This is a genomic window from Frankia sp. AgPm24 (assembly GCF_023243055.1).
Taxonomy (GTDB): Bacteria; Actinomycetota; Actinomycetes; order Frankiales; family Frankiaceae; genus Frankia; species Frankia umida.
Window position 1 is genome coordinate 1 of sequence record NZ_JALKFW010000218.1, and the last position, 23,947, is coordinate 23,947.

Genomic DNA, 23,947 nt, shown 5'->3' on the forward strand with positions numbered 1-23,947 from the left:
GCGTGACGGTGCGGTGCGTATCAGTGCGGTGCTCGGGAAGCGGACGGCCGGGAATCCGGCGGCGGGGAATCGGGCGTGCGGGGCGGGGGGCCCCCGCGGGGGGGGGGGGGGGGGCGGGGCCCGCCCCCCCCCCCCCCCCCCACGACTCCCTGTCTGTCGCGGACGACGGGCGCGGACTGCTCGACCTGGGCATCGACTCACTCACCGCAATCGAGCTGCGCAACCGGCTCGCCAACGGGACCGGCCTGCGGCTGACGAGCACGCTGGTCTTCGATCACCCGACCATCGAGGCGCTCGCCGGGCACGTCCGCGACCAGCTGGTGACCGACGCCGCCGCGGACCCGGAGCTTGCCCTGACCCGGTTGGCGGAGATCTCGGCGATTCTGCCGTCGCTCGCAGCCGACCAGCAGCGGCGCACCGCGCTCACGCAGCACCTGCGCTCTCTGCTCGACGCCCTGAACGCCGTTGACGGGAACGGTTCTCCGCCGGACGGTCCCGCGGTTGCGGGTGCGACTGGTGTGGGAGCCGCGGGCGAAGCGGGCGGCGTGGCACCGGCCGCTGATGCCTCGGACGACGAGTTCTTCGACTTCATCGACAACGCGCTCGGAACCGCATGAACCCATCCTCGACGCCGTCGCGGGCCACGGCAGCACTGCCGCCGGTCCGCGCCCGGACCGTGGTCAGCCGACGGTCGGCAGATCAGCGGGCGCGGTGGCGAAGGCCCGCAGAAAAGTGGTGGCCGCCGCCTCCGCCACCCGCCGCACCTGGGTGGCGTCCAACGGTCTGGTCCCCAGCGCGGAGCGGGTCGCCACCGGACCGGTGATCAGCGCAAGGAACTGCTCGGCTGCCTCCACCGGATCCGTCAGTGTGAGCCGCCCGGCCAGGGCGAACCGGGCGAGCCGGTCCGCGAAAGCCTCCTCCACCTGGTCGGGTCCGCTCGCACCGATGGCGTCGAACAACTTCGGAAACCGGACGATCTCGGCGTTCAGGAGACGCCGCAGCGCCCAGGACTCCGCCGAGCAGTAGCAGCCCAACAATCCCTCGCCGACGTCAGCCAACGCGGTGTGCAGATCCGCCGCGTCCACAGCCAGCCGGGTGACCACCGCACGGCTACGCGCGGTGGCCTTCTCCGCCGTGGCGGTCATGGCTCGCACGAACAGGTTTTCCTTGCTGTCGAGATGGTTGTAGATCGTGGGCTTCGCCACACCCGCCTCGGCCGCGATCGCATCCACGCTCGCCTGCGCGTAACCTTCACGCGCGAAAACCAGGAAGGCGGCATCCAGAATCGCCTGCCGTTTGTCGATTCTGCCCCGTGTGCCAGGACTTCCGGCCGCCGCCCGTCGCACGCCATCACTTTACCTTCCAGGAGCTGGTGACGACATCGCCGCCCTGAGGGGCCGCATCGCCGCGCTGACCTGCCAGACGGCCTGACTCCGCGACCCGCCCGCCAGCTCGGCGCGCCTCCAGCTCCTGGGCATGTTCGTGGCGCTCCAGGTCCGAGACTCTCGCGGGATGGCGGGCAGGTCAGGCGGCACCCAGACCGCGGCGCAGGACCACGAGCTGCTCGTCACGGGCCCGCCGCAAGGTCGGCGTGTCCAGGCCGGCGAACCCGTGGCCGGCGTCGGCGAAGGTGTGCGGCTCGACCGGGACGCCGGCCTGCATGAGCCGCAGCGCGAACAGGATCCCCTCGTCGCGCAGCGGGTCCCGGCCCCCCACGGCCAGGTAGGTCGGCGGCAGCCCGGTGAGGTCGACCGCCCGGGCGGGAGCCGCGTACGGACTGACCTCGGTCGCCTCGTCACCGAGGTAGAGGCGCCAGCTCTGGACTGCCAGCGGCCGGTTCCATACCGGGGTGTCCACAGCAGCCACCATGGACGGCGTCCGCAGTCGATCGTCGAGGGCGGGCATGGTCAGGCTCAGGAACCGTGGTGACGGACCACCGGTGTCGCGGGTGCGTAGCGCCACCCCCAGCGCCAGGGTCGCGCCGGCGCTGACCCCGACCAGCCCGATCCGGTCCGGATCGGCGCCGAGGGCGCCGGCCTGGGCCGCGGCCCAGGCCAGGGCGCTGACGCAGTCGTCCAGGCCGGCGGGGAAGGGATGTTCGGGGGCCAGCCGGTAGCCGACCGACATCACCACCGCCTCGGCGCCGAGGGCGAGCGCGGCGACGTTGTCGTGCACCCGGTCGAGACTGCCGAGCACGAACGCACCGCCGTGCAGATAGACCGCCAGCGGGAGCGGGGAGCCGCTGTGCGGGCGATAGACCCGGGCCCGGATCCGCACGTCCTCGCCGATTCCCCGCAGGACGTGGTCGGTGATGGTGAGCCCCGGCGCCGGGGGCGGCGTGTCGATGTGCGACGCCGCCTGCTCGGCACGGTCCCTGCGGATCGCCGCGGCGAGATCAGTGATCGTTTTTACTCCCGGCGTCGCGGCCCGACCCGGCACGACGCTGCCCTCCTGCACCCGGTCCGCAGGCAGTCGAGCCGCGTCGAGGACCTCCCATCCACCCATAAGCGCATGCTAGCCTTCGGACCATTAAATTGAAACGATCGGTTCAGTTTTTCTTGATTTTCGTTTCACTGGGGGGATCATGGCGTACCTGGTCACGGCCGCGGTCGGCTTCGTAGGGCCTGATCGTCGTCTGCCGGCCCCGGCCGCGGTGATGTCTCTCGGCGGTCCGCGAAGGCGCGGTCCGCGGTGAGCTGCTCTCGCTACGCCGAGGCGTCCGTCGGGGCCGCGGTGAACGCGCGGAGAAACGTGCTGGTCGCAGCCTCCGCGGTGCGTCGCCGCTGGGTCTGGTCGAACGGGCGGGTGCCGAGCGCCGACCGACCCGCGACCGGCCCGGTGAGCAGAGCGAGGAACTGTTCCGCGGCCTCGACGGGGTCGGTCAGCTGCAGCCGGCCGGCCAGCGCGAGCCGGGCGAGCCGATCCGCGAACAGCTCACCCACCTGCTCGGGGCCACTGGCACCAAGCAGGTCGTACAGGTCCGGAAAGCGGGTGATTTCGGCGTGCAGCAGGCGACGCAGCGCCCACGAGTCGTCGGCACAGTAGCACTCCAGCAGCGCGCAGCCGACGTCCACGAACGCGACGCGTACGTCGGCCACGTCAGCGGAAAGCCGGCTGACCGCGGCGATCGTCTTGACCGAGGCCCGGTCGGCAGTCGCCGTCATCGCGTGGCGGAACAGGCTCTCCTTGTTCTCGAAATGGTTGTAGATCGTGGGCTTGGCCACGCCGGCCTCGCCCGCGATCAGGTCGATGCTCGCCTGCGGATAGCCCTCACGCGCGAACACGGCGAAGGCCGCGTCCAGGATCGCCTGCCGCTTGTCGATCCGCCCCCGCGCCCCGACCGCACCGGCCGTACCGGCCGCGGCAGTGCCTGTTCTCCGCATCCTCCTACGTTACCGGGGGTTCAACGGGAGGTGGCTACTGCGCTCCGGAGCGAAAGTTTCACATTTTCCGCAATTCCGGCTGACTGCGCGGGTGTTTTTTCGCATTCTGTCGGCTCATCGTTTCACAGAGAGGTCGATCCATGTCTGGTCCGGACTCCGAAAACCACCCCTCCCCCACCGCCGACGTGCCCCTCGGCGTGCTCGACCTGGTTCCCGTCAGCGCCGGGGAGAGCATCGCCGACGCACTGGGCAACACCACCGCGCTCGCCCGCCGCGCCGACCAGCTCGGCTACCGGCGCTACTGGATCACCGAACACCATCTCAACGCCAGCACAGCCGGACTGTCAGCGACCTTGCTGACGGCTCTGGTGGCCGCGGCGACATCGCACATCCGGGTAGGTTCGGCCACGTTGCAGCTGGGCCACCGCACCGGACTGTCGGTGGCGGAGGAATGGGGTCTGCTCGACGCGCTCTATCCCGGCCGGCTCGACCTGGGCCTGGGCCGCGCCGGCTGGCACCCGCCCGAGCCCGCTCCCACCGATGACGCCGTCCAGGCTCCCGCGTCGCAGCGGCGCCTGCGCGGCTCGAACCTGTTCGCCCTGCACCGGCAGTTGCTACCCCGCCACAACGCCACCAGCCCCGACTACCACAACCAGGTGGCCGAGGTCGCGGGCCTGCTGGCAGGAACGCACCGTGTCGGCGACCTGCTGGTTGCGGCTGTCCCCGCGCACCGGGCCCAGGTGCAGCTCTGGGTGCTGGGGCGTACCGCCAGCGAGAGCGCCCAGGTCGCCGGCGCGCTCGGCCTGCCCTTCGCGACGAACCACCACGCGAGCCCGGCCACGACCATGGAGGCGATCGACGCCTACCGGGCCGCCTTCCGCCCCTCGCCCACGCTGTCGCGCCCATACGTGGTCATCACCGCGGACGTGGTCGTAGGCCCCGACGAGCAGTCCGCGCGGCGCGCAGCGGTCGGCCACGACGTGTGGACCCTGGCCAACCGTACCGGTGCGCCGACCGTCTTCCCGACCCCGCAGCAGGCCGAGGCGCACACCTGGACGGCGCCGGACCGGGAGCTCGTCGCCGATCTGGGACAGGCCCGGCTGATCGGTTCCGCTCGGCAGGTCGCCGACGGGCTCCGCGGGCTACGGGACCGCTTCGACGCGGACGAACTGCTGGCGGTCACCACGACCTTCGCCCACGCCGACCGCCTGCGCTCCTACGAGCTGCTCGCCGAGCAGTGGCAGTTCTGAATCCAGGTCAACGCCCGGGCTTCCTTCGAAACCTGGCGGACCGCCACCGGAGGTCCAGTCCCCATACATGTGAGCGTGTTCGCCGCCTCCGGCGAGACGCTGCGGATCTCCGGCATCCTCGCCGACACAGACGAGTCCGGAAGTACAACTCGGTGCGGGCCAGCGCTCCTGTGCCAGCGAGGACGTCCACGCGACGAGCCGGCTCGGCGCCACCCCGACGTGGTCGTCGGCAGCGTGCACGCTCACCGAGAACGGCGAAGGCCGCGGTGCGTCGGTGCGGGGCACACCGACGCACCGCGGTTCTCACTGAGGCGCAGTGTGAGTCCGTACCCGACCAGGACGATGAGGTGGATCAGGAAAAGCCAGAAGCCGACCGCGACGGCCGCGCCCACCGCGGAGAAACCACCGAACGGCAGTCCGAGATCCAGGGTGAAAGACAGGAAGAGCACGAATCCCTGCACGAACCCCGCGACGAAGGATCCGGTCGCTCCCGCCGCGCACAGCGTCGCGGTCCAGGCTGGCCGGCCTGGACCGACCACCCGATAGACGAAGGTCAGGGTCACGGTCAGGACCAGCCAGTCGACGGTGAACGCGACGACCACGCCGAGAGCCGCCGACAGGCCGCTGTCGGCGAACAGGCGGGCCAGGATCGGCGTCACGAGCAGTACCGGGAGCAGCAGCACCGGCGCGGCGGCGAGCAGCGGCAGCACGCTGAGCCGGCCCCGCCATCCGACCAGGTTCTCGCGCTGTCCGGCGAGGCGGACGAACGCCCGGCGCAGCCCTTCGCCGTAGAACGTGGCCGGCACCGCCGCGCCTGCCACGACCAGTGGCGACATCGTCGCGGCAGCCTGGAACGCCGTGTGGACGACCGCGGGCGCGCCCAGACCGCCGGGCAGGGCCTCGGCCAGCGAGCGGCCGAACTCGCGGGTGCGTGCCTCGCCGAGTAACAGGTCGATCAGGCTGATCGCGACCAGCACGCCTGGGACGATCGCGATCGCGGCATAGTAGGTGACCCCGGCGGCTATCAGCGCAAGATCGTGGCCGCGCAGGCCGTCGACGACATCCCGGCGCAACGCCGCGACCTGGCAGACCACTCTTGTCAGGGCGCCTTCCATGCCGACAGCATCCCTGGTCGACCAGCCCGGTCCGGCGCGCCACCCTCGCCGCCGCGGGCGAGTGCCCGCAGGCGTTCCTCGGCCGCCCGCCGGGACACCGCCGCCAGCGGCGCGAAGATCTCGCTGCCGTGGAAGGCGCCCGGATAGGAGTGCAGCTCGACGCTGACCCCCGCGGCCAGCAGGCGCACCGCGAACGCGATGCCCTCGTCCCGGGCGGGGTCGAGCTCCATGGTGGCCAGATAGGTGCTGGGCAGTCCGGCGAGGTCCGTCGACCACATCAGCCGCGGCCGGGCCGGCGTCAACATCGTCACCTCGGCGCCCACCGGCACCGCGCTCAACTTCAACCGCGCCGAGGCCGAGCATCCCGCACACGACGAGCGTTACCGGATCGCGGCCGAACACCTCGACGTGCTGCGTGGGCTGTGGGACTCCTGGGAGCAGGGCGCCCTCGTCCGCGACCGGGAGTCCGGGGTCTTCTTCGACGACGCCCGGCTGCACACCCTCGACCACCACGGCGAGCATTTCGCCGCCCGTGAGGCCGACGGCGTCTTCCTCGGGCCGAAGTCGCACCCGGACGCACTCGCCTGTGCCCAGGACATCGCCCGGCGCGCGGCGGCCTTCGGCCGCACCGGCGATGCCGCACCGGTGCTGTTCACCGCCATCACCCCGTTCGTCGGCTCGACCGAGCAGGAGGCCAGGCGCATCCACCGGGAGATCGCCGACCTGGTCAACGTCGACGAGGCGCTGCGGTACCTGTCCCTGAACTTCGGTGGGCACGACTTCACCGGCTATGACCTCGACGCACCGTTCCCGGAGCTCGGCGAGACCGGCCAGGACGCCTTCCAGGCCACCAGTACCCGGATCAAGGGGGAGGCCAGGCGCAGCGGCGCGACACTGCGCCAGATCGCGCTGGACGCGGTGACGCCGCGCGGCGAGTTCCTCGGCACGCCCGAGCAGATCGCCGACCGGCTGGCGCACTGGTTCGAGACCGGCGCGACGGACGGCTTCATGCTGCTCGAGGCGATGCCCCAGGGGCTGCGCACCTTCGTCGACCACGTGGTGCCGATCCTGCGGGAGCGGGGGCTTGTGCAGCGGGAGTACCCGCAGGGAACCCTTCGCGCCTCGCTCGGTCTGCCCGTTCCCCCCAACCGCTTCGCCACGATCGAGGAGGCGGGCCCGTCTGCGACGGCGGCTCAGGCCACCCCTCGTGGATCCTCCTCCTCGACGACGGCCTAGCTCGCGGTCCGCTCAACCGACGGTGGACGGGCGTGTGGCGGTGGCCGGCGGGCGGACCTGGGCCGCCCGGGACCGGCGCCGCGGCGCGAAGGCGCGCAGGAACGTGCGTACCCCGGCGTCGACCGCCGCGACGAGGGCGGGCCGGCCGATGGGGCGGGTACCCAGCGCGCTCATCGCGGGCAGGTCACCGGCGATGAGCGCCATGAACTGGGAGGCGGCGATGTCCGGGTCCTCGATCTCGAGCAGCCCGCGGTTGGCCAGCCGGGCGAGCCAGCCAGCGAGCGCGTTGCGCACCGGCACCCCGCCGAGCCCGACGACCTCGTCGTACAGGTCGGGCATCCGGGCCGCCTCGGCGTACAGCAGCCGTTGCAGGGTCCAGCCCTCATCGCTGAGCTGACAGTCGAGCACCAGGAGCGCGACCTCGGCGAGCTGCGCGGCGATATCGGCCCGGCCACCCGGATCGTCGGCCGCCCCGGACAGGGTGTCGAACGCACTGATGATCTTGGTGGCGGAGCGTCGGGCGCCGTCGCGCATCACCGTGCGAAACAGCGACTCCTTGTCGTCGAAGTGGTTGTAGACCGTCGGCTTCGAGACTCCGGCGAGGGTCGCGATCCGGTCGATCCCGGCGGCCGGGTAGCCGTCCTCGACGAACACCCTCATCGCGGCGTCGAGGATCGCCTCCCGCTTGGCGACCCGCCCCCGCGAGATCGGGCGGTGCTCGGTGCCGGCCATGCCGCCGATCGTACAACGCTCCCTGGTGATCCAATAAAAGAAAACTACACCATAGGGTTTAGTTTTCAGTAAATCACGGTGTAGATTTTGCCGGACGAGCCCGGCCGGCAGTGGCCGGCCCCTCACGACGTCACACGGCAAGGAGACCCGGATGACCACCGATGCCGACGCGCCCACCGCGGGTGCGCGCAGCACCGCCCCGCCCCCCGCGGCCGGCGCACCGCCCCGGACCGCCGCCCTCGGGCCTGTGCTCGCGGCCATCGTGGGGGCCGAGTTCGTCCTTCAGCTCGACGGCACGATCATGGCCGTCGCGCTGCCCGACGTGCAGAACGCGCTGGGGCTGTCCACCGGCTCGCTGTCCTGGGTGGTCAACGGTTTTCTGCTGGCCTTCGGCGGTCTGCTGCTGCTCGGCGGTCGCCTCGGTGACGTGCTCGGCTACCGCACCACGTTCCTCGCCGGTCTGGCCCTGCTGTGCGGCGGCTCGCTGCTGGCCGGGTTCGCCACGGACTTCGGCGTGCTGCTGGCCGGTCGGGTCGTGCAGGGCTCCGGCGCGGCACTGGCGGGGCCGGCGGGTCTGGCCCTGCTGGCGACCACCTTCACCGGCGCCCGCCAGCAGCGGGCGTTCGCGACCTACTCCACGGTGACGGGCCTGGCCGCGTCCGCCGGCATGATCCTCGGTGGGCTGCTCACCGACCTGGCCAGTTGGCGTTGGACGCTGCTCGTCAACGCGCCGATCAGCCTGCTCCTCGGCCTGCTCGCGCTGCGCGTGCTGCCCGTGGTCCCCAGCGGCGGGCAGCGCCGGCCGCTCGACCTGCCCGGGGCGGCGCTGTCCGTCGTGGGCATGACCGCGCTGGTGTTCGGCTTCGTCCGGGCCGCCGACGCCGGGTGGGGCGACCCCGGCGCGCTCGTGGGTCTGGCCGGGGGCGCCGTCGTCCTGACCGGTTTCGTCCTCCGGGAGTCGCGGGCGGCGTCGCCGCTGCTGCCACTGCGGGTTCTCACGCACCGCAACCGCGCCGGCGCGTTCGTCGACCTGCTGCTGATGGCCTTCACCCTGACCAGTTTCCTGTTCTTCCTCACCCAGTTCCTGCAGCGCGTTCTGGACCTCACGCCGCTGGTCACGGGGCTCGCGTTCCTGCCGTTCGGTGTGGCACTGCTGATCACCGCTCGGTTCGTCCCGCGGATTCTCACCCGGGTGAACCCGAAGACGCTCGCCATCATCGGTTTCGTCGTCATGGGCCTGGCGATGCTCTGGCTCACCCGGCTCGACGACACCAGCGGCTACGCCACCGACATCCTCGTGCCGATCACCCTGCTCGGGGCCAGTGCCGGTGCCGCGGTCGTGCCGTTGAACCTGATCGTGCTCGGCGAGACGGCACCCGAGGAGATCGGCGTCACCTCGGCGGTGCTCCAGTCGGCGCTGTCGGTCGGCGGTTCGCTGGGCCTCGCGGTCCTGCTGACACTGTTCACCCGGGGAGATGACGTGGCCGAGGGCGTCACCTACGCTTTCCGGGGCGGCGTGGGCATCGCGACCGCGGCCGCGGTCATCGGCATCCTGGTGTGGTACATCCCGCTCGGGAAGTCCCGCACCACCGCCACCACTGCTACCACTGCTACCGCCACCGGCACGCACGCCGACGCCTGACCTGCTCGGCCCGGCCGTGGGCGCCGGGATCAGGGAGGTTTCGCATGGTCGAGCTGGCGGAGACCGCGCCACGGCAGCTGCGTGCGCACGCCCGCCGCAACCGCGACCGCATCCTCGCGGTGGCCAGGGACGCGTTCGCCAACCGCAACGGCGACATCTCCCTCAACGAGGTGGCCCGCCGGGCCGGCGTGGGCACCGGCACGCTGTTTCGCCACTTCCCCAACCGGGACGCACTGCTCGAGGCCCTCATGCACGACCGCACCGAGGCACTGTGTACCGAGGCCGAACGGCTGCTCGGGGTGCCCGCCGACGACGCGGGCAGCGCTTTGTTCGAGTGGCTGACCGACCTTGTCGACCACGTCGCCGCCTACCAGGGCGTCTCGGCGGTGCTGCTCGCCGAACAGGACGCGGACTCGGCCCTGCACGCCGCCTGCCACGCCGTCGACCAGGCCGCCACGTCCCTGCTGCGGCGGGCCCAGCAGACCGGCGCGGTCCGCGCGGACCTCGCCCCGGACGAGCTGATCTCGCTGATCGGCGCGATCTCCTGGGTGAAGGAACAGGCTCCCGACCGCGACGCCCACGTGCGCGCCCTGCTCACGGTCATGATCGACGGCCTGCGCACCTCACCGCCGCAGGCACGCACCGCATCTTCACAGTAATCAGACCATCGGCCCGACGGAGCCGTCGACGGCGAGGACGGCTCGCAGCCGCTGCGCGCGGTCCATGCGCTGGCTCACGCCCGGGAGTCAGACCACCGTTGATCAGATAGCGACACACGCGGTCACCGCAGAACCGCGATCGCGCCGGTCATCCGCCGGGAGCTCCCCCACAAGCCCCTCGATGACTGGCGCACCCTGCCGACCGTCCCAGCAGCGCCAGTGTCGGCCATCGCCGACGTCTGAGTTACTCATGTTCGTTCGCCGGAGGCCCGTCGGGACGCACGTGTTCGAAAATGAAGTCCTCGGCTTCGCGTAGCTCTCGTTCGATGGCCTCGGCGAGGTTGGGGTTGTCGATGACAACGCCGAATTCCAGGTTCACGTTCTCGGCGCTCCAGGAGAAGTTCGCACTGGTAACGAGCAGGAACCTGTGGTCGATCGACAGGAACTTCGCGTGGTTGCGGACCTGGCGGCCATCGAAACGCTTTGTCCGCAGGATCAGGGCCGGGCGCAGGTGCGCCGCGACCTCGTCCGTTGTCGGTGACCCCGGTCGCCGTGGTCCGGCGTCAGCCGCGTCCGTGTCGATGTAGACCTTCATTGTGATCTCGGGTCGCCGTGCCGCTCGCTGCAGTGCCTTCCACAGGCCTGATGATCGCTGGACGTTGAACGTCGAGCAGACGACCGAGTACCTGGCGTTGTCTACCAGGTACGTCACCGACTGCGTCAGCCGCCCGTGCCGGGCCAGGTGGCCCGGCATCGTCCACAGCGGGTCCACGGTCGTCGGCGCTGACCGTGCGCCCTCGATCGCCCGCAGCACGACGATCATCGCGGTCCGGTCGATGCCCGACAGCAGGAGGCGGATCTCCGCCCGGCGCCCGGCCGGCACGACTCGCAGCGACGCGGTGAGCGTGTCGTCATCCGATAAGCGGTGCGCGATCTCCCGTGCCTCGCTTCCGGTCAACAACGCGCCGAGCTTCCTGGCCGGATCATCCGAAGAACCCAAGGGAGCTTCCTGGGAGATCGAGGAGGAACCGGCGGTCCAGGAACCGGTTGGCCCGCTCGCACGATGTCTCTGATGCCATCACGCAGCAGTGGCATGCCGCTCCGTGCAGGAAGTCCTCCGGGTCGGCGGGGGTGCGGCGCGCGCAGATCGGATCCGATGAGCAGCGTGCCGCTCGTTCCAGCGCCGATGACACCACCTGCTGCAGGCGTTCTGGCTTGCTCAGCGATACCAGGCCGCCGAGGGTGCCGTCGCTGTCCGATGCCGTTGTCACGATCAGCAGTCCCGCCGCGGGCGGGCGCTCGTCCGTCCCGGGCCAGGCGTACAGCCGTTCGCTCAGGCTCGCCGCGGAGTATCCGCACTCCATCGCCATGCCCCGGATCAGGACGTGCGCGAGGGTGTGGACGAGCCAGTACCGCGGTGGCCGCAGCCGATCGTCCGCGTCGATGTTCTCCGCGGTCTCGGAGAACCGCCGGTTGAAGTTCCGCTGGTGCGCCTGCCGGTGTGCTTCCCAGATCTCGCTGGCCAGGACCTTCTGTTCCCAGGCCGCGACCTGTTCCTCGGCAAGCTGGAGGAAGACGCCCTCACCCCGGTCCTCGGTCGCGACGGTCCAGTCGGGATACCGTTCCCGGGCCAGCGGGACGAGGCGGCGGGGCACGTCGCCGACCCGATCGAACGCGTCGATCCGGGTGAAGCCCGTCAGCGCGTTCACCTTCCGCAGCCGCTCGGCCGCCAGCACCCGGGTGATCTCGGGCCGCAGCTGCGGGTCCCGATCCCGCCGTGACAGCGTCAGGCCGCTGGCCCGGTCCTCGTGCCGGTCTCCGATCGGGTCCTTGAGCAGGTACCGCCATTCGGGGACGAGCAGGTCGACCGGGTCCCAGTCGCGAAGCTTGGCATCCTGCTCCTCCTCGGACGGCGGCGGTTGCAGGGCGGTGGCCACCAGCGCGGCCAGCTCGTCATCGGACTGGCCGGTCACGTCGACCTTCGCGGTCGCCGCGAAGTCGCGGATGAGCTCCAGGTCGCCCGCGTACTTCGCGAGCTTGTCCGCGAGCGCGCCCCGGAGCCGGTCCGCCAGGTCGCTGGCCTTCTCTTCCGCCGACTCGGGCATCACGATGATCGACAGCGTGGAGGGGAACCACAGGTTGGACGCGCCGATCAGCATCAGCTTCGTCTCTACGCCGCAGCCCGTCGGCTCGAACGCGTCCAGGTGGGGGTGACGGCCCCGACACCGTGGCAGCTTCGCGGCGCCCGCGACACCCTGGGCCTCGTTCATCGGGCGCCGCTCTCCGCAGGACGCACAGTGGATCATCGCCGACGCGCCCTTGCCGGCGGTCCGATCAATCATCTTCAGGAACGGGAACTCGGCCTTCTCACACCGGCGGCCCCGATGCACCCACAGGTCGTACGGGAACTCATCCAGGTGCCCCGCCGCGCAGGCGAGCAGGTACCGGGCCGGGACGGCCGGGCGGGTCGCCTTGCCCTCGCCGCTGCGGCCAGGGCACTTCGGGTGCTCGAAGCGGGCCAGGTCGCTGCGGTACGGATGGGTGTTGACGTAGCTGAACTGGGATACCAGGCCGAGCAGGTCGCAACCGGTGCACCGCAGCCACTGGGGGAACACCCGCGCGGGCACACCGAGGTCGGCGCCCTCGCTGCTGAAGGTGTTCCGCTTCGGCTGCCAGGGAAACGGGCGCAGCTGCACGTTCGGGGCCCGCATGTGGGTGCGGACCGCCTGCCGCAGCCGGGGCGCGTGGATCGGCGGTGGGTCGGTCTCACGGCGCCGCCAGATCCGATTCCAGTCATCCAGGCCGGTCGGCATGATCGTGAACTGGGGCAGGTCCATGATCGCCCCGGGGCCGTAGGTGTACAGCAGGGATGACGGGCGGCTGGACCCGACCTTGGCCCGGTTGTGCTTGACCTGCTTCTCGTTCTCGGCATCCGCGTCGCCCAGCGGGTCGACCGGCCGCTGCTCGTTGTACAGCAGGCTCATGACGTGGCCTCCTCAGCAGGGGGGAACTCCCACTGCGGCGCGCCGGGAGGCGCGATGTAGATCAGGTTGTCCTTGATCGGGCTGACCAGAAGGTTGATCTCCGGCTGCACCTCGCGCATGGAGTTCGCGACGACGAACGGCGCGACATCGCTGCCGTTGCCGAGCGCCCGGGCGTTCTCCGCGCTCATCATCAGCGCGTCGTACTTCCCCTCCTCCGAGGCGGAGAACCGCTCGTAGACAAGGGTCTTGTGCAGCTCGGCCAGGTGCTTGCGGCGGGAGACCCACCGGTCGAGCCGGTTCAGCAGCCGTGCCCGGGCCCGCTCGGCGTCACCCTCGGTCGCCGCGCGCCCGATCCGGCGCACCAGCGCGTCGATCACCTCGACGACGACGTCCCGCCGATCCTCGATCCGGCCCGCGTTCTTCTCCTGCGACAGCCCGCCGGGTACGACCGCCTCCAGCACCCGGGCGGCGCTGACCAGCACGCCGTCCAGGCCGCGGTCGAGGGACGTGGCCGAGAACGGCGTCACGGACAGGGCCTCGACCTGGGCGTAGAACGTCTCGTGGTAGTGCCGGAACTGCTCGAAGTGGGCCAGGTCCCGCGGTCGGGCCCAGTTCCCGAGCGTGACCACCAGACCGGGCCGGGACGCCTGCCGGCCGACCCGAGAGGAGGCCTGGATGTACTCGGCGGTGTTCTTCGGCTGGCCGACCACCAGCATCAGGCCGAGCCGGTCGACGTCGACGCCGACCTGCAGCATTGACGTCGCCAGGACCACGTCGAACGGGCGCACCGGCCGGTCGGGGACCTTCTCGCCCGCCTTGCGCCGCGCCGTCCGGTCCCGCCGCGCCGCCGTCGAGTCGAATCCCGGGTCGAACGAGACCCCCATCTGGTCCAGCGTCCCGGTGATGTCGGCGGAGGAGACGCGGGAGGTCAGCTCCGCCAGGTGCAGCTGCCCGACCGTGCCGAACCGGCGCGGTAGCCGCGACCACGGGTGCCCCTTCGCGAGCGCCGTCTGCACGTCATCGCCCATGTACCGGGCCATGCCGGCCAGCTCGCGGGTCGCGCTGAAGTACCCCACCAGGGTCAGGTACGGATCGGCGACGTCCCCGGACCGGTCGAGCAGGAGCTGCCCGGCCGCCATCAGCACCTCCGACACCCGGATCTCCGCGGTCGTGAGCCGGACCCCGGAGGTGCTGATCCCGACGTACCGCCGTCCCGGGTACTTCCGGGAAATGGGCTGCTCGGCGGAGAAGAACGTCGTGCCCGCGTCGAGGACCTGCGGCGGGAAGATCGTGGTGTCCCGCCCGTACAGGGCGTTTACCTGCTCGGCCGCGTTGCGCGCGGTCGCCGTGGACGCGACAACAAGGGGCCGCACCGGCAGGTCTGCGGAAGTCCGCCACGAGCACAGGGCATCGACGGCGACCTCGAACAGCCCGACCGTCGTCCCAAGCGCGCCGGTGATCAGGTGCAGCTCGTCCTGGATGATCAGATCCGGCGGACGGAGCCGGGTCACCGGCCGCCGGTAGGCCGTGGTCTTCGGGTGCTTGTTGCCCACAGCGATCTTGCAGCCCAGGTAATCCGGGTGCACGTAGCCGTGCAGCTCGCACTTCTGCGCCACGTAGCCAAAGAGCGCCGCCGCCTCGCCTTCCCGCGCCAGCCGGGCGAACTTGTCCACGGTCGCGATCACGAACGCGGGCGCCAGCCGGTAGATCTCCTCATCGACCGTCAGGACCGGCAGCCCCTCCGGTACCGACCCGTCGCGGGAGAACGGGCAGTCGCCCAGCTCGTCGCCGCAGTACACATAGACGCGCTGGTGCTCGCCGTCGGGGACCACGTTGGCCGCGCTGATCGGCGTGCCGCACCAGGGGCAGCGCTGGAACTGCAGCACGGTCAGCCGCGAGTAGCCGCCAGAGGAGGAGGACCGGTCGATCTGCTCCTTCGCCTCCTTGTACCGCTTCGGCGAGACGTCGGTCCCGACCCACAGCCCGATCCGGAACGGCTCAGCACCCCAGGTTTCAGCGTCGCGACGCCGCGCCATCTCCGCCGCGCATACCAGCGCCGTCGCGCGCTGGAACTGCTGGGCGGTCAACAGCCGCAGCGTGTACCGCATCAGCACGGTCACCCCGGCGCCGCCGTCGAGTGAACCATCCGCGGCCGAGACCACGCCCTGGCGCCGCCGGATCGCGAACGCGTAGGCCGCCAGCCCCAGGTATGCCTCGGTCTTGCCGCCACCGGTCGGGAAGAACAGCAGCTGCGCCTTGGCGAGATCCCCCGACCTCAGCTGTGCTGCCGGGTCGGTGAGCAGCGGCAGCTGCATGAGGATGAACGCGAGCTGGAACGTGCGCCACGAGTGCGGCCTGTCTCCGGCCAGTACCACCGCCCGCGCTTCGTCGAGGGGCTCCGACGGACGGCTCGCCCGGCGGCGCGCGACCTGGGACTGCACGCGCTGGTCGGCCATCACCTCGTTCATGAACCGGAAGCACCGCAACGCGCCGGAGTCGCCCAGCAGGTGCTCGATCCCGGCCGCGAGCTGGCGCTGCACCTTGCGCGCCTCATGAACCGCGTCCAGCCCCTCGTCCCGCAGGTGACCGGGAAGCCGATGCGCCCGGGTCTCCTCGCCGGCCAGCCACGAGCCGTACTGCTGCGCGATCGGGGTCAGCCCCGCGCGCAGCTCGTCCTCGGACGCGGCGGCCAGCCTGCGCATGTCGAGCAGCGCCTCGCCGATCTCATCGGCGGCGACCTGCGGTGTCTCGCTCACCGGCAGCCAGGTCGTCCAGATCTTCCCGACCCGGCGGTTGCCCGCGACGGCCCGGACCTCGGGGGAGTCCCACCCGGCCGGCTCCTCCCAGCTGACCGAGCAGGTCCGCCCGACGGCGAACTCCAGCCGGTCCCGGTACTGCAGGTTCAGCCGCCGGACCTCGTCGTCCCGCTCCCACCGGTCGTCGGTCAGCACGTCGGTCACTGGCAGGAAGGCGGGCTCCCCGTCCGTGGTCGCGGTGAGCTTCGTCTGGTACAGCCACGCATCGACGGGGATCTTCCGCGGCGCCTCCCGGTCGTTGCACAGTGCGATCTCGATGAGCCGCCGGTGATACTCATCGTCGTCGTGCCGGTCGACGCGCAGTACGACCCTGTCCTTGAGCGGGATCTCCATCGTCACGGACAGGTCAAGGTCGGCGACCACGATCCGCCTGGAGATCTCGATGGGGGTCCGCTTGTACCGCCGAATCCGCGACTCGTCACCCTCAGACGTGGGTACCGACTCGTACACGCCCCACGACGCGGTCACGGTGAACGCCTCCAGGTCGTCGGGGATCTGGCACCGCAGCCCCATCGACGCCGGGATCATCAGCCCGCGCTGCTGCGGCGTGTCCTCCAGCCCGGAATCCTCGTCCGCCCCGGCACCGCTGTCGTCAACCCCGGTGACCGGCACCCCCTGGCCCTCCTGCGCGTCGACGGAGTCCCCCACGTCGCTGTCGGACTCGCCGGTGTCCGCGTCCGCCGGGTCATCGGCCCCGGCCGCGAGCTTGAACGGCGCGATCCGCCCGACCAGATACACGGCATCGGGCGCGCCGTCGATGACCTCGGTCGGCCCGTTCATCGGCCCCAGCAGTTCCCGTTCCAGAATGTCGGCCAGGTTCTCCCGAGCAATCCAGGAACTCCCATCCGGCTCGTACTCCAGCCGATACTGAGGCGGCTCAGCGGACGCCGCAGGCATGCGGGGCGGAGTCATTCGCCATCCCCCTCGTCTTCGTCCTCAGCAGGCGGCGGAGCGTCGCCCTGGGCCGCAGCTCGTCGCAGATTCTCGTCTAGCAGTAGGTCCAAGATCTCCACCCGCGCGGCGGGCGAGACGGTCCACCGCTGCATCTGCCGGTAGGTATGGAATCCATGATTAAGTGACACGTCGCCCCAGCCATAGGCGTCCATCACGGCGTGGTCGAGTTCGACGTGGATCTGCCGCATACGATTAATGTCGTTGTCGGCATATCCAGGGTCATTGACGAGGTTATATAGATCTGTCAGGCCAAGGCGGCGTCGGAGCATGATCTCCTTCCGCTCGGTTTCGAGGATGCGGCCGATCCTTGAAAGCGCTTCGGTCGACGCCGGACATGGAAACGCCTCAAAAACCTTGGAAACCGAGTAGCGCGGATCGACGCGGAGCCCACCCCCATACTTGATCGCCCACATCTGATGCAAGCCGGAAGAAAGTACGGCCTGATCGGCAAGTGAATCAGTCGCGAAGACCACTACGGCTTCGCTTGGAATAACTTTGTTCTCGATGCGAACCGGCATTATTGTCTTGCTTACTCGAGTAATTACTAGCAATTCTGCTAGGTCTCTGATTGCTCTGCGCATTGCCGGGCGCGATCTCCAGAACAGCCACCATGGAGCGCTCTGAACGGCCCGCGACGCGCTCGCACGCTCCCCCCTCACAGTCCCTGACAGATAAGTGTATGGTGCATTATATTTTCTAGCCTCGGCCTCTGGTCGATCGTTAAAATCGATGACATATCGAGACGCAGAGAGATCTGGACGGGAGTTAAGATCATCTCCATTCAGGTACGGGAAGATTACTTGCCTGTTTTTATCGCATTTCCGGACCCAATCTTCCACCACTCCCAGATCATCTATGATGAAACCTCCGCCGAAGAGGATGCAGCCCTGGAACGCGACACCACGATTCTCGATGAGGCGGGTCGGATCTATGTCTCGTCCGGGTTCCAGCAGGGTTGAGATCCGTTCGACTGGGACTCCGTCTGCTATGCGCGGAACGATTTCCGCTACCTTACTGCGGGTTCCCCAAATGGCCGAATACTCCAGGGAAGCGCTGGACACGGGCCACGATCTACTTTGAATCGCATGCGTGATGGTAAACCCGTCGGCCACCATTTTCTTGAGCCCAACTTCGCGAGTTTCCATCTGCGCGATAGTGTTCGTGGCGATCAACCCAAGATTACCCTGCCCGCTCAGTAGTGACGTGGCACGAAGGAAGAAATAGGCAACTAGATCTGCGTTTCCTGTCTTACCGCCGGCAAGGACGTTTACGAACCAGCTGCGCATGCTGGTTCCCGTTGCTTTGGTAATCTTCTTTCCGCCGAGGAAGGGCGGGTTGCCGATGATGGCGTCGAAGCCGCCTCGCTCCATCACATCGGGGACCGCGATGATCCAGTGCAGCGGCTTCCAGCGGTCGTAGTCCGTCGGGATCGTGGGGGTGAGACCCGCGGCCAGGATCGCGTCGAGCTTGGTGCGGTCGGGTTCGGTGGCGAACAGGTCGCTGTCCGGGTACGCCTCGCCGAGGGCGGTCTCCAGGTCCTTGTACGCGTCGTTGAGTGCCCGGCCTGGCTTGCTGCCGAGCCGCAGGGCGGCGGCGACGATGGCGTCGGCGACGTCGGTGAGGTCGGCAGTGACCTGCTGAAACTGCTGCCACTGGCGACGCTTGGCGCGGACGGATCGCTGCGGATCCGCGTTGTTGACCTCGCTGGCAAGTTTCCCTCGCAGCCGGACGGCCTTTTTCAGGACGTCGTCGATGTCGATCGCACCGAGGGTCCGCTGGGTGGGCGCGGCGGCAGGGTCGATGTGCTGGTACCGGAGCTGCTTCACATCGGTCAGGCCCAGTAGTGAGTTGCCGTGGAGGACCTTGTCGTCGACGAAGGAGAACGGGAGCTTCGGGTCCAGGGAGACCAGCCACAGCGACAGCTTGCACATCTCGACGGCCATCGCGTTGATGTCCGCGCCGTACAGGCACTTGGCGATGACCTCGCGCATCGCGTGGAGTTGCAGTTCCTTCGGCGTCATGCCGCCGGTTTCGTCCTGGCGTTGCCACGCCTCGACGAGGCGGGCCGAGAGGTAGCGGGCGGCGGCGACGAGGAACGCACCCGAGCCGCAGGCGATGTCGGCGACCTTCAGTTCCAGGATTCGATCGGAGTCGACCGGCACCCACTTCTTCTGGTCGGGCTCCTGATGCGGCCCTGGGCTGTAGACGAGGGGTTCGAGGGCGTGCAGGACGACCTCTGTGGCGAGGGACTTCGGCGTGTAGTGCGCGCCCGCCGTCGCCCGGGACGGCGTCTCCACCACGACGAGGCCACCGGGTAGGAAGACCGTCGGTCGGTCTCGCAGGTCGCGGCGGATCGCTGCGATGAACGGGCGGAGTCGTTCCCGCAGGCCAAAGGTGGTGGGCACCGCCGCGCGCAGCGCCCGGTCGGCGTCCTCGACGTCCGCGGAATTCTTGATCGCCTTCGCGAGAGCGGCCTTGGACGGGGCGACCGCGGCGGGCTGGTCGGTCTTCGCCCAGGTGATGATCGCGTTCGCGAGGGCGTCCGGCTTCGCGTGCTTCGCCGCGAACCCCTCCAGCAGCGGGAGCGGGATCTCCGGCTCCTCGCCCTTCTTCCCGATGAGCCCGACGAGGACCTCATCGACGTCCGTGCAGGAGTAGCCGAGCAGGCCCTCGTAGATGTAGCCGATCTGCTCCACGTCGATGTCGCGGAAGGAGACTCGTCGTGCGGGTTCGCCGCGCAGTTCGGCCATCTGGGCGGCACGCAGGACCTCCAGCATGACCCGATCGCTGACCACGACGGCCAGCGTGTCGTGGGCGTCGAGGGCGGTGAGGAAGCGGAACCGGCCGGGGTCGAACAGCGACCCGCCGTAGGAGGGGATACGGATGTCCTCGAACGACGCACCCCGGTACAGCGCCTGGGAGGTGGCCAGCAGCCGGTGCCAGGTGAGATGGGTGCGATCGAGTGCTTCGGCGCCCTCGTCACGGGCGCGCTGGTCGAGAGTGTCGAGTTCGTCGCTGATCCCGTAGCCGCCGGTGAACAGCTGGGTCTGCGGGAGCAGGCCGCGTTCCTCGGCGAACAACAGGAACACGACGCGCATCATCATCGTGACGGCGGCCTGGTACACATCGTCGCGACGGGCGGGCAGCGGGTCGGGTTCGCCGCGGCGCCGGGCATCGAGCGCGGATTCCGACAGTGCCTGGACGAGGAGCTCCACGGCGCGGCGGACGTTGGTGCCGAGGGCTTCGGTGATCTCCTCGGCGGCGGCGACCGAATCCCCGAAGAGCGTGGTGAGCAGGTCCTCCGTCCGGTTCCCGACCAGGCGGGGCAGGCGTAGCAGGGTGATGAACGCGTCGCGGGCGACGGGCAGCTCGATCCACCGCTGGGAGTCGGTGATGCCGGAGGCGACCATCGTCTCGGGGCGGGCGCTGACGATCGACCACCAGCGCCCGTCGGTGACGACGCCGACGCGGACCCCGCCGGCCCGCAGCAGTTCCTCCATCCGGTCGATGGGACTGGCGGCCCATCCATCCTCGAGTGGGGCGCGCAGCGACTCGACCGGATCGGTGACGAGAACGAGCGCCCCGGTCACATCGCCGCGGGTGAGCGCGCCGGTCGGGCTGACGGTGACCGAGTAATCGGGCGCGTGGACCCGCACGTCGGCGGACGGCGGGGTGAGGTAGAAGTTCTTCCAGCCCAGGACCGTGCGCAGCACGACGTCCACCCAGGCGTCGCGCGCCTCGCGGTACGCCGCCAGCGCGGCGGCGGTCTGGGCGGCAGTCGCCTTCTCGGCCATGTCCCACCCGTCCCAGGCCTTCTCGAACGCGGGCCCCGCGTCGCGGAGCGCGTCGAGGGCCGCACGATCACCCACCGGTATGCCGCTGGGCCAGGCCTTCTTCAGAGCGGGAACAGACAGGAACGGGCCGTCGGTGTCGAGCAGGCCGAGCCAGTCCCGGTGCAGGTCGCTGCCGTTCCTCATGCCTGATTCCTTACCGCTGCGGCGTCTTCGGGGGTCAGGGCGAACACGACGGCCGCCGCGGTGACGTGGGGCCTGACGTCCTCGTAGCGGGCGCCGATCGCGTTGATCTCCCGCCGTTCCTCCTCGTCGAGGCTGGCCAGGCGGTCGATCATTCCGGCGAGGTCATGCTGGCGCTGCCGCTGCTGGTCGTCGGGAAACAGTTTCTCTTCCTCGCCGCGGATCTCCCGGTTGAGACGGTCGCGGGACTCCTGCAGGTTGACGCGGAACGCGGCGAAGATCTCCCGAACTCGGGCGATGTCGGAGTCACGACGCTGGTACAGCGTGTCGATTACCCGCTGCTGATGGCTGTGGGCCTTCTGTTCCATGGCGGTCAGCAGCCGGGTCCGCAGCGGCGCGCCGTCGGCGTTCCACTGGTCCGCGAGCCGGTGGCGGACCTCCTCGCCCGCGAGGACCAGGTCCTGGGCATCCAGGGTCTGGTCGAGGACCTGCTCGACCTTCGCCTCGGCCATGGCGCTGCCGCGCAGCCGGATGCCGGTGAGGAACACCTCCTCATGCAGACGCAGGCCGCCGAGGCCGACCAGGACGAGGCGGGACACCGCCGCGACGCAGGACTGCGGCAGCCCTTCCGCCACGACCGCGGTGACCCGGTGGACCGGGGAGTCGGCGTTGAACAGCGCCTCGCGCAGGATGCGCGCGGAGCGCTGGAGCAGCGCATGCCCAAGGTGGACGTAGACGACGTCGTCCCGGTCCCGGGCGAGCTCCTCGTCGAACGTGACCGGGCGCAGGACGCCGGGGTCGAGGCGGGTCTCCAGGCCGCGCAGCGCGGACTGCCACGCGGACCCGAGCGCCGGGACCTCGAGGACCTCCACTGGGTCGGCGCCTTCCAGCGGCTTCAGCGGCGGCTGACTGGTCAACTCGAGTGCGGTGCCCACGACGCGCTGCGCGTTCGCGGGGGTCAGGTGCATCTCGGCCTTGCGGTCGCGGTAGGTGCGCGACAGCTCGGTGAGGGTGCGGTTCAGTTCCTGGCCGCCGGCCAGGACACGATTGATGATCACACTGCCGTCGTCACGCGCCGCCAGTTTCACCTTCTGGCCCGTGCCGCCCGGGGTGAAGTGATCCTGGACGTCCGCGTCGATCACCTCGTTGACCGAGCCGAGGTCGGCGGCGACCTGGCCGATCTTCTCGCGCACCTTGTCCAGCAGGAACGCCGTGTCCCTGGCGAGCGCGGATTTCCGCTCCGCCGGGGCGAGCTGGTAGATCTCCGGCGTGTGCTGCTGACCGTAGCGGTCGACGCGGCCGATCCGCTGCTCCAGCCGCGACGGGTTGAACGGGATGTCGAAGTTGACCAGCCGGTGGCAGTGCGCCTGCAGGTCGATGCCCTCGCCCGCCGAGTCGGTGGCGACGAGGACCCGGACCGGGTGCCTGTCCGGCGGAGCGGTGAACATCGCCCGGATGTCCTCCCGGTCCTCCGTGGGGGTCGAGCCCTGGATGACCGCGAGTTCCTTCCCTTGCCGGTACCCCCGCTGGCCGAGGACACGGACGATCCAGTCCACGGTCTCGGCGTACTCGGTGAACACCACGACCCGTTCGTTCGTCCAGGTCCTGCCATCCGGCCGGCAGACGGCGTCCAGGAAGGTGAGCAGTGCCTCCAAGCGGGTATCCGGCCTGTTCTCGTAGCCCAGGCCCCATTCGATCAAGGAGTCGATGTCGGCCTGGGTGGCGGCGACGAGAGGGTCCGAGCGCTTGCTGTGCCGCAGCGTGGTGAACTCGGGGTGCGCGGCGGTGCCCTCTTCCTCGTCGGCCTGGCCGCTGCCGAGGACCTCCTGGTAGTACCGGTCCTCGTCGTCTTCCCCGAGGCCCGATCCGCCGTCGGAGTCGGCGTAGTGGCGCAGCGTCTGCGCGAACGACCACGGGCTGGACAGGAACCGCTTCTTCATCAGCATCGCCACGATGCCGCCCGACCGGCCGCGCCCGTTGAGCCGGGCGCTCTCGGCGAGGATCCGGTCCAGCAGCGCGAACCGCTCCACCTCGTCGCCGGCCGGGGAGAAGACCAGGGTCCTCAGCTCTCGGGTCTGGAAGTCCTTCGTGCCACGCAGATCCGCCTTGAGCCGGCGGACCGCGATGTCGCGCAGCGCGCGCTCGTCCAGGTTCGCGCCCCGCTTGAACCGGCGGCCGTCGATCATCTCCAGCAGTGCCGTGAACGACTCGGAGTAGCCGTTGTGCGGGGTCGCGGACAGGAAAAGCCGGTGTTCGCACTTCTCCGCCAGCGCCTTGGTGGCCACTGTGCGCTGGCTGTCGACGGCGTACCCACGAAACCCGCTGGCGGCGGCCGGGCTCGCGGGCGCGACGTGGTGTGCCTCGTCCACGATGAGCACGTCGAACGCGTACCGGCGGGCCGAGTTCGTGTCCCGCGCGTCGGCGTACACCGCACGCAGCAGCCGCTGTGCGCGCAGCGACGGCAGCCACGCCATCGAGACGATCACCCGCGGGTAGAGCCGGAACGGGTTGGCGTTTGGACCGTGGGTGCGGAGCACCCTCGCCATCAGCTCGGTGTTGACGATCTCGAATTCGAGGCCGAACTTCTCCCGCATCTCATCCCGCCACTTCAGCGACAGGCTCGGCGGGCACACGATGATGACGGAGCGGGCACGATGCCGCAGTAGCAACTCCTCGACGACCAGGCCAGCCTCGATGGTCTTGCCGAGGCCGACGTCGTCGGCGAGCAGCAGGTTCGTCCGCCCGGACTGCAGCGCACGGCGCAGCGGCTCCAGCTGATAGGCCTCGACGTTCGCACCGCTGCGGAACGGGGCCTGAAACGAGCTCCCGTCCGCCGACGTGACTGCGCCCCACCGGACGGCATCGACGAAGGCGGCCAGAGTGTTCGGATCATCGAACCCGTCAGGGCTCACCGTCTCGGGCAGGCCCTGATCCGGGGCGATGGTCTGGCCCACCTCAAGCTCCCAGACGACCGCGAGCTCCTGGCCGAGCCGGTCCTCCTCCAGCGACTGCAACCTGACGACATGTGCCCGGCCCGCCTCTGCCTCATCCGCCGGGCTGCGCGGCAGACCCTGCGCCCGGACGTCGGTAACGGCCCAGGTCACGCCACGGACGTTCACGATCCGGCCCCGCTCGGGAAGCGGCGGGACACGTACGGGGGGAGCCGCCGCGACTCGCTCGGAAGCACTACCTTCAAGCGTTG

General features: G+C 70.0%; 15 protein-coding genes and 1 pseudogene. 5 read left to right on the top strand and 11 right to left on the bottom strand.

Annotated elements, in window-relative coordinates; all coding sequences use genetic code 11:
• Nucleotides 1-617 (top strand): acyl carrier protein (locus MXD61_RS25120; protein ID WP_248815887.1); only part of this gene is annotated, 617 nt, incomplete at its 5' end.
• Between the two features lie 63 nt (nucleotides 618-680).
• On the opposite strand, the gene MXD61_RS25125 is transcribed toward MXD61_RS25120, so the two are convergent.
• The 3 genes from MXD61_RS25125 to MXD61_RS25135 all read right to left on the bottom strand — a co-directional run bounded on the left by MXD61_RS25125 (nucleotide 681) and on the right by MXD61_RS25135 (nucleotide 3,383).
• The gene (locus MXD61_RS25125) at nucleotides 681-1,346 is read right to left on the bottom strand and encodes a TetR/AcrR family transcriptional regulator (protein WP_248815888.1); all 666 of its coding nucleotides are present in this window, start codon (nucleotides 1,344-1,346) and stop codon (nucleotides 681-683) included.
• 178 nt (nucleotides 1,347-1,524) lie between these two features.
• A complete protein-coding gene (locus tag MXD61_RS25130) occupies nucleotides 1,525-2,505 on the bottom strand; it encodes an alpha/beta hydrolase (protein WP_248815889.1) in 981 nt (326 codons plus the stop codon).
• 200 nt (nucleotides 2,506-2,705) lie between these two features.
• Nucleotides 2,706-3,383 (bottom strand): TetR/AcrR family transcriptional regulator, encoded by a 678-nt coding sequence (locus MXD61_RS25135; RefSeq protein ID WP_248815890.1) that lies wholly within the window; start codon nucleotides 3,381-3,383, stop codon nucleotides 2,706-2,708.
• Between the two features lie 140 nt (nucleotides 3,384-3,523).
• Between MXD61_RS25135 and MXD61_RS25140 the strand changes: the two genes are divergently transcribed.
• Nucleotides 3,524-4,633: an MsnO8 family LLM class oxidoreductase gene (locus tag MXD61_RS25140; RefSeq protein WP_248815891.1), complete on the top strand. Its 1,110-nt coding sequence runs from the start codon at nucleotides 3,524-3,526 to the stop codon at nucleotides 4,631-4,633.
• Between the two features lie 242 nt (nucleotides 4,634-4,875).
• Here MXD61_RS25140 and MXD61_RS25145 read toward each other — a convergent pair whose 3' ends face one another.
• Both MXD61_RS25145 and MXD61_RS25150 read right to left on the bottom strand, forming a co-directional pair.
• Nucleotides 4,876-5,748, bottom strand: a complete 873-nt coding sequence (locus MXD61_RS25145) for a YihY/virulence factor BrkB family protein (RefSeq protein WP_248815892.1) — start codon at nucleotides 5,746-5,748, stop codon at nucleotides 4,876-4,878.
• Nucleotides 5,733-6,020, bottom strand: a pseudogene (locus MXD61_RS25150) (alpha/beta hydrolase); the annotation flags it as partial. The pseudogene MXD61_RS25150 and the gene MXD61_RS25145, both read right to left, overlap by 16 nt.
• Here MXD61_RS25150 and MXD61_RS25155 point away from each other — a divergent pair.
• Nucleotides 5,992-6,984: an LLM class flavin-dependent oxidoreductase gene (locus MXD61_RS25155; protein WP_248815894.1), complete on the top strand. Its 993-nt coding sequence runs from the start codon at nucleotides 5,992-5,994 to the stop codon at nucleotides 6,982-6,984. The pseudogene MXD61_RS25150 and the gene MXD61_RS25155 sit on opposite strands and share 29 nt — an antisense overlap.
• Before the next feature lie 12 nt (nucleotides 6,985-6,996).
• On the opposite strand, the gene MXD61_RS25160 is transcribed toward MXD61_RS25155, so the two are convergent.
• Nucleotides 6,997-7,716 carry a TetR/AcrR family transcriptional regulator gene (locus MXD61_RS25160; protein ID WP_248815895.1) on the bottom strand — a complete coding sequence of 240 codons (720 nt, stop codon included), beginning with the start codon at nucleotides 7,714-7,716 and terminating at the stop codon, nucleotides 6,997-6,999.
• A gap of 151 nt (nucleotides 7,717-7,867) precedes the next feature.
• Here MXD61_RS25160 and MXD61_RS25165 point away from each other — a divergent pair, with 151 nt between their 5' ends.
• Nucleotides 7,868-9,358 carry an MFS transporter gene (locus MXD61_RS25165; RefSeq protein WP_248815896.1) on the top strand — a complete coding sequence of 497 codons (1,491 nt, stop codon included), beginning with the start codon at nucleotides 7,868-7,870 and terminating at the stop codon, nucleotides 9,356-9,358.
• A 44-nt stretch (nucleotides 9,359-9,402) separates the two neighbouring features.
• Nucleotides 9,403-10,017: a TetR/AcrR family transcriptional regulator gene (locus MXD61_RS25170; RefSeq protein WP_248815897.1), complete on the top strand. Its 615-nt coding sequence runs from the start codon at nucleotides 9,403-9,405 to the stop codon at nucleotides 10,015-10,017.
• Between the two features lie 244 nt (nucleotides 10,018-10,261).
• On the opposite strand, the gene drmC is transcribed toward MXD61_RS25170, so the two are convergent.
• The 5 genes from drmC to drmD are packed head-to-tail and all read right to left on the bottom strand — an operon-like array spanning nucleotide 10,262 to nucleotide 23,849.
• Nucleotides 10,262-11,017, bottom strand: coding sequence for a DISARM system phospholipase D-like protein DrmC (drmC, locus tag MXD61_RS25175; RefSeq protein WP_248815898.1), 756 nt, complete (start codon nucleotides 11,015-11,017; stop codon nucleotides 10,262-10,264).
• On the bottom strand, nucleotides 11,001-13,001 hold the full coding sequence (drmB, locus tag MXD61_RS25180) for a DUF1998 domain-containing protein (protein ID WP_248815899.1): 2,001 nt from the start codon (nucleotides 12,999-13,001) through the stop codon (nucleotides 11,001-11,003). The genes drmC and drmB overlap by 17 nt, the downstream gene beginning before the upstream one ends.
• A complete protein-coding gene (gene drmA / locus MXD61_RS25185; RefSeq protein ID WP_248815900.1) occupies nucleotides 12,998-16,729 on the bottom strand; it encodes a DISARM system helicase DrmA in 3,732 nt (1,243 codons plus the stop codon). The genes drmB and drmA overlap by 4 nt, the downstream gene beginning before the upstream one ends.
• Nucleotides 16,726-20,748, bottom strand: coding sequence for an Eco57I restriction-modification methylase domain-containing protein (locus MXD61_RS25190; RefSeq protein ID WP_248815901.1), 4,023 nt, complete (start codon nucleotides 20,746-20,748; stop codon nucleotides 16,726-16,728). Before MXD61_RS25190 ends, drmA begins: the two co-directional genes overlap by 4 nt.
• On the bottom strand, nucleotides 20,745-23,849 hold the full coding sequence (gene drmD / locus MXD61_RS25195) for a DISARM system SNF2-like helicase DrmD (protein ID WP_248815902.1): 3,105 nt from the start codon (nucleotides 23,847-23,849) through the stop codon (nucleotides 20,745-20,747). The genes MXD61_RS25190 and drmD overlap by 4 nt, the downstream gene beginning before the upstream one ends.
• Between the last annotated feature and the right edge of the window lie 98 nt (nucleotides 23,850-23,947).

Coding starts and splice junctions, on each gene's coding strand:
- MXD61_RS25160 (WP_248815895.1), bottom strand. CDS start 7,716: ATGGCCGGCACCGAGCACCGCCCGATCTCGCGGGGGCGGGTCGCCAAG.
- MXD61_RS25130 (WP_248815889.1), bottom strand. CDS start 2,505: ATGGGTGGATGGGAGGTCCTCGACGCGGCTCGACTGCCTGCGGACCGG.
- MXD61_RS25145 (WP_248815892.1), bottom strand. CDS start 5,748: ATGGAAGGCGCCCTGACAAGAGTGGTCTGCCAGGTCGCGGCGTTGCGC.
- MXD61_RS25135 (WP_248815890.1), bottom strand. CDS start 3,383: ATGCGGAGAACAGGCACTGCCGCGGCCGGTACGGCCGGTGCGGTCGGG.
- MXD61_RS25140 (WP_248815891.1), top strand. CDS start 3,524: ATGTCTGGTCCGGACTCCGAAAACCACCCCTCCCCCACCGCCGACGTG.
- drmA (WP_248815900.1), bottom strand. CDS start 16,729: ATGACTCCGCCCCGCATGCCTGCGGCGTCCGCTGAGCCGCCTCAGTAT.
- drmB (WP_248815899.1), bottom strand. CDS start 13,001: ATGAGCCTGCTGTACAACGAGCAGCGGCCGGTCGACCCGCTGGGCGAC.
- MXD61_RS25190 (WP_248815901.1), bottom strand. CDS start 20,748: ATGAGGAACGGCAGCGACCTGCACCGGGACTGGCTCGGCCTGCTCGAC.
- MXD61_RS25165 (WP_248815896.1), top strand. CDS start 7,868: ATGACCACCGATGCCGACGCGCCCACCGCGGGTGCGCGCAGCACCGCC.
- MXD61_RS25170 (WP_248815897.1), top strand. CDS start 9,403: ATGGTCGAGCTGGCGGAGACCGCGCCACGGCAGCTGCGTGCGCACGCC.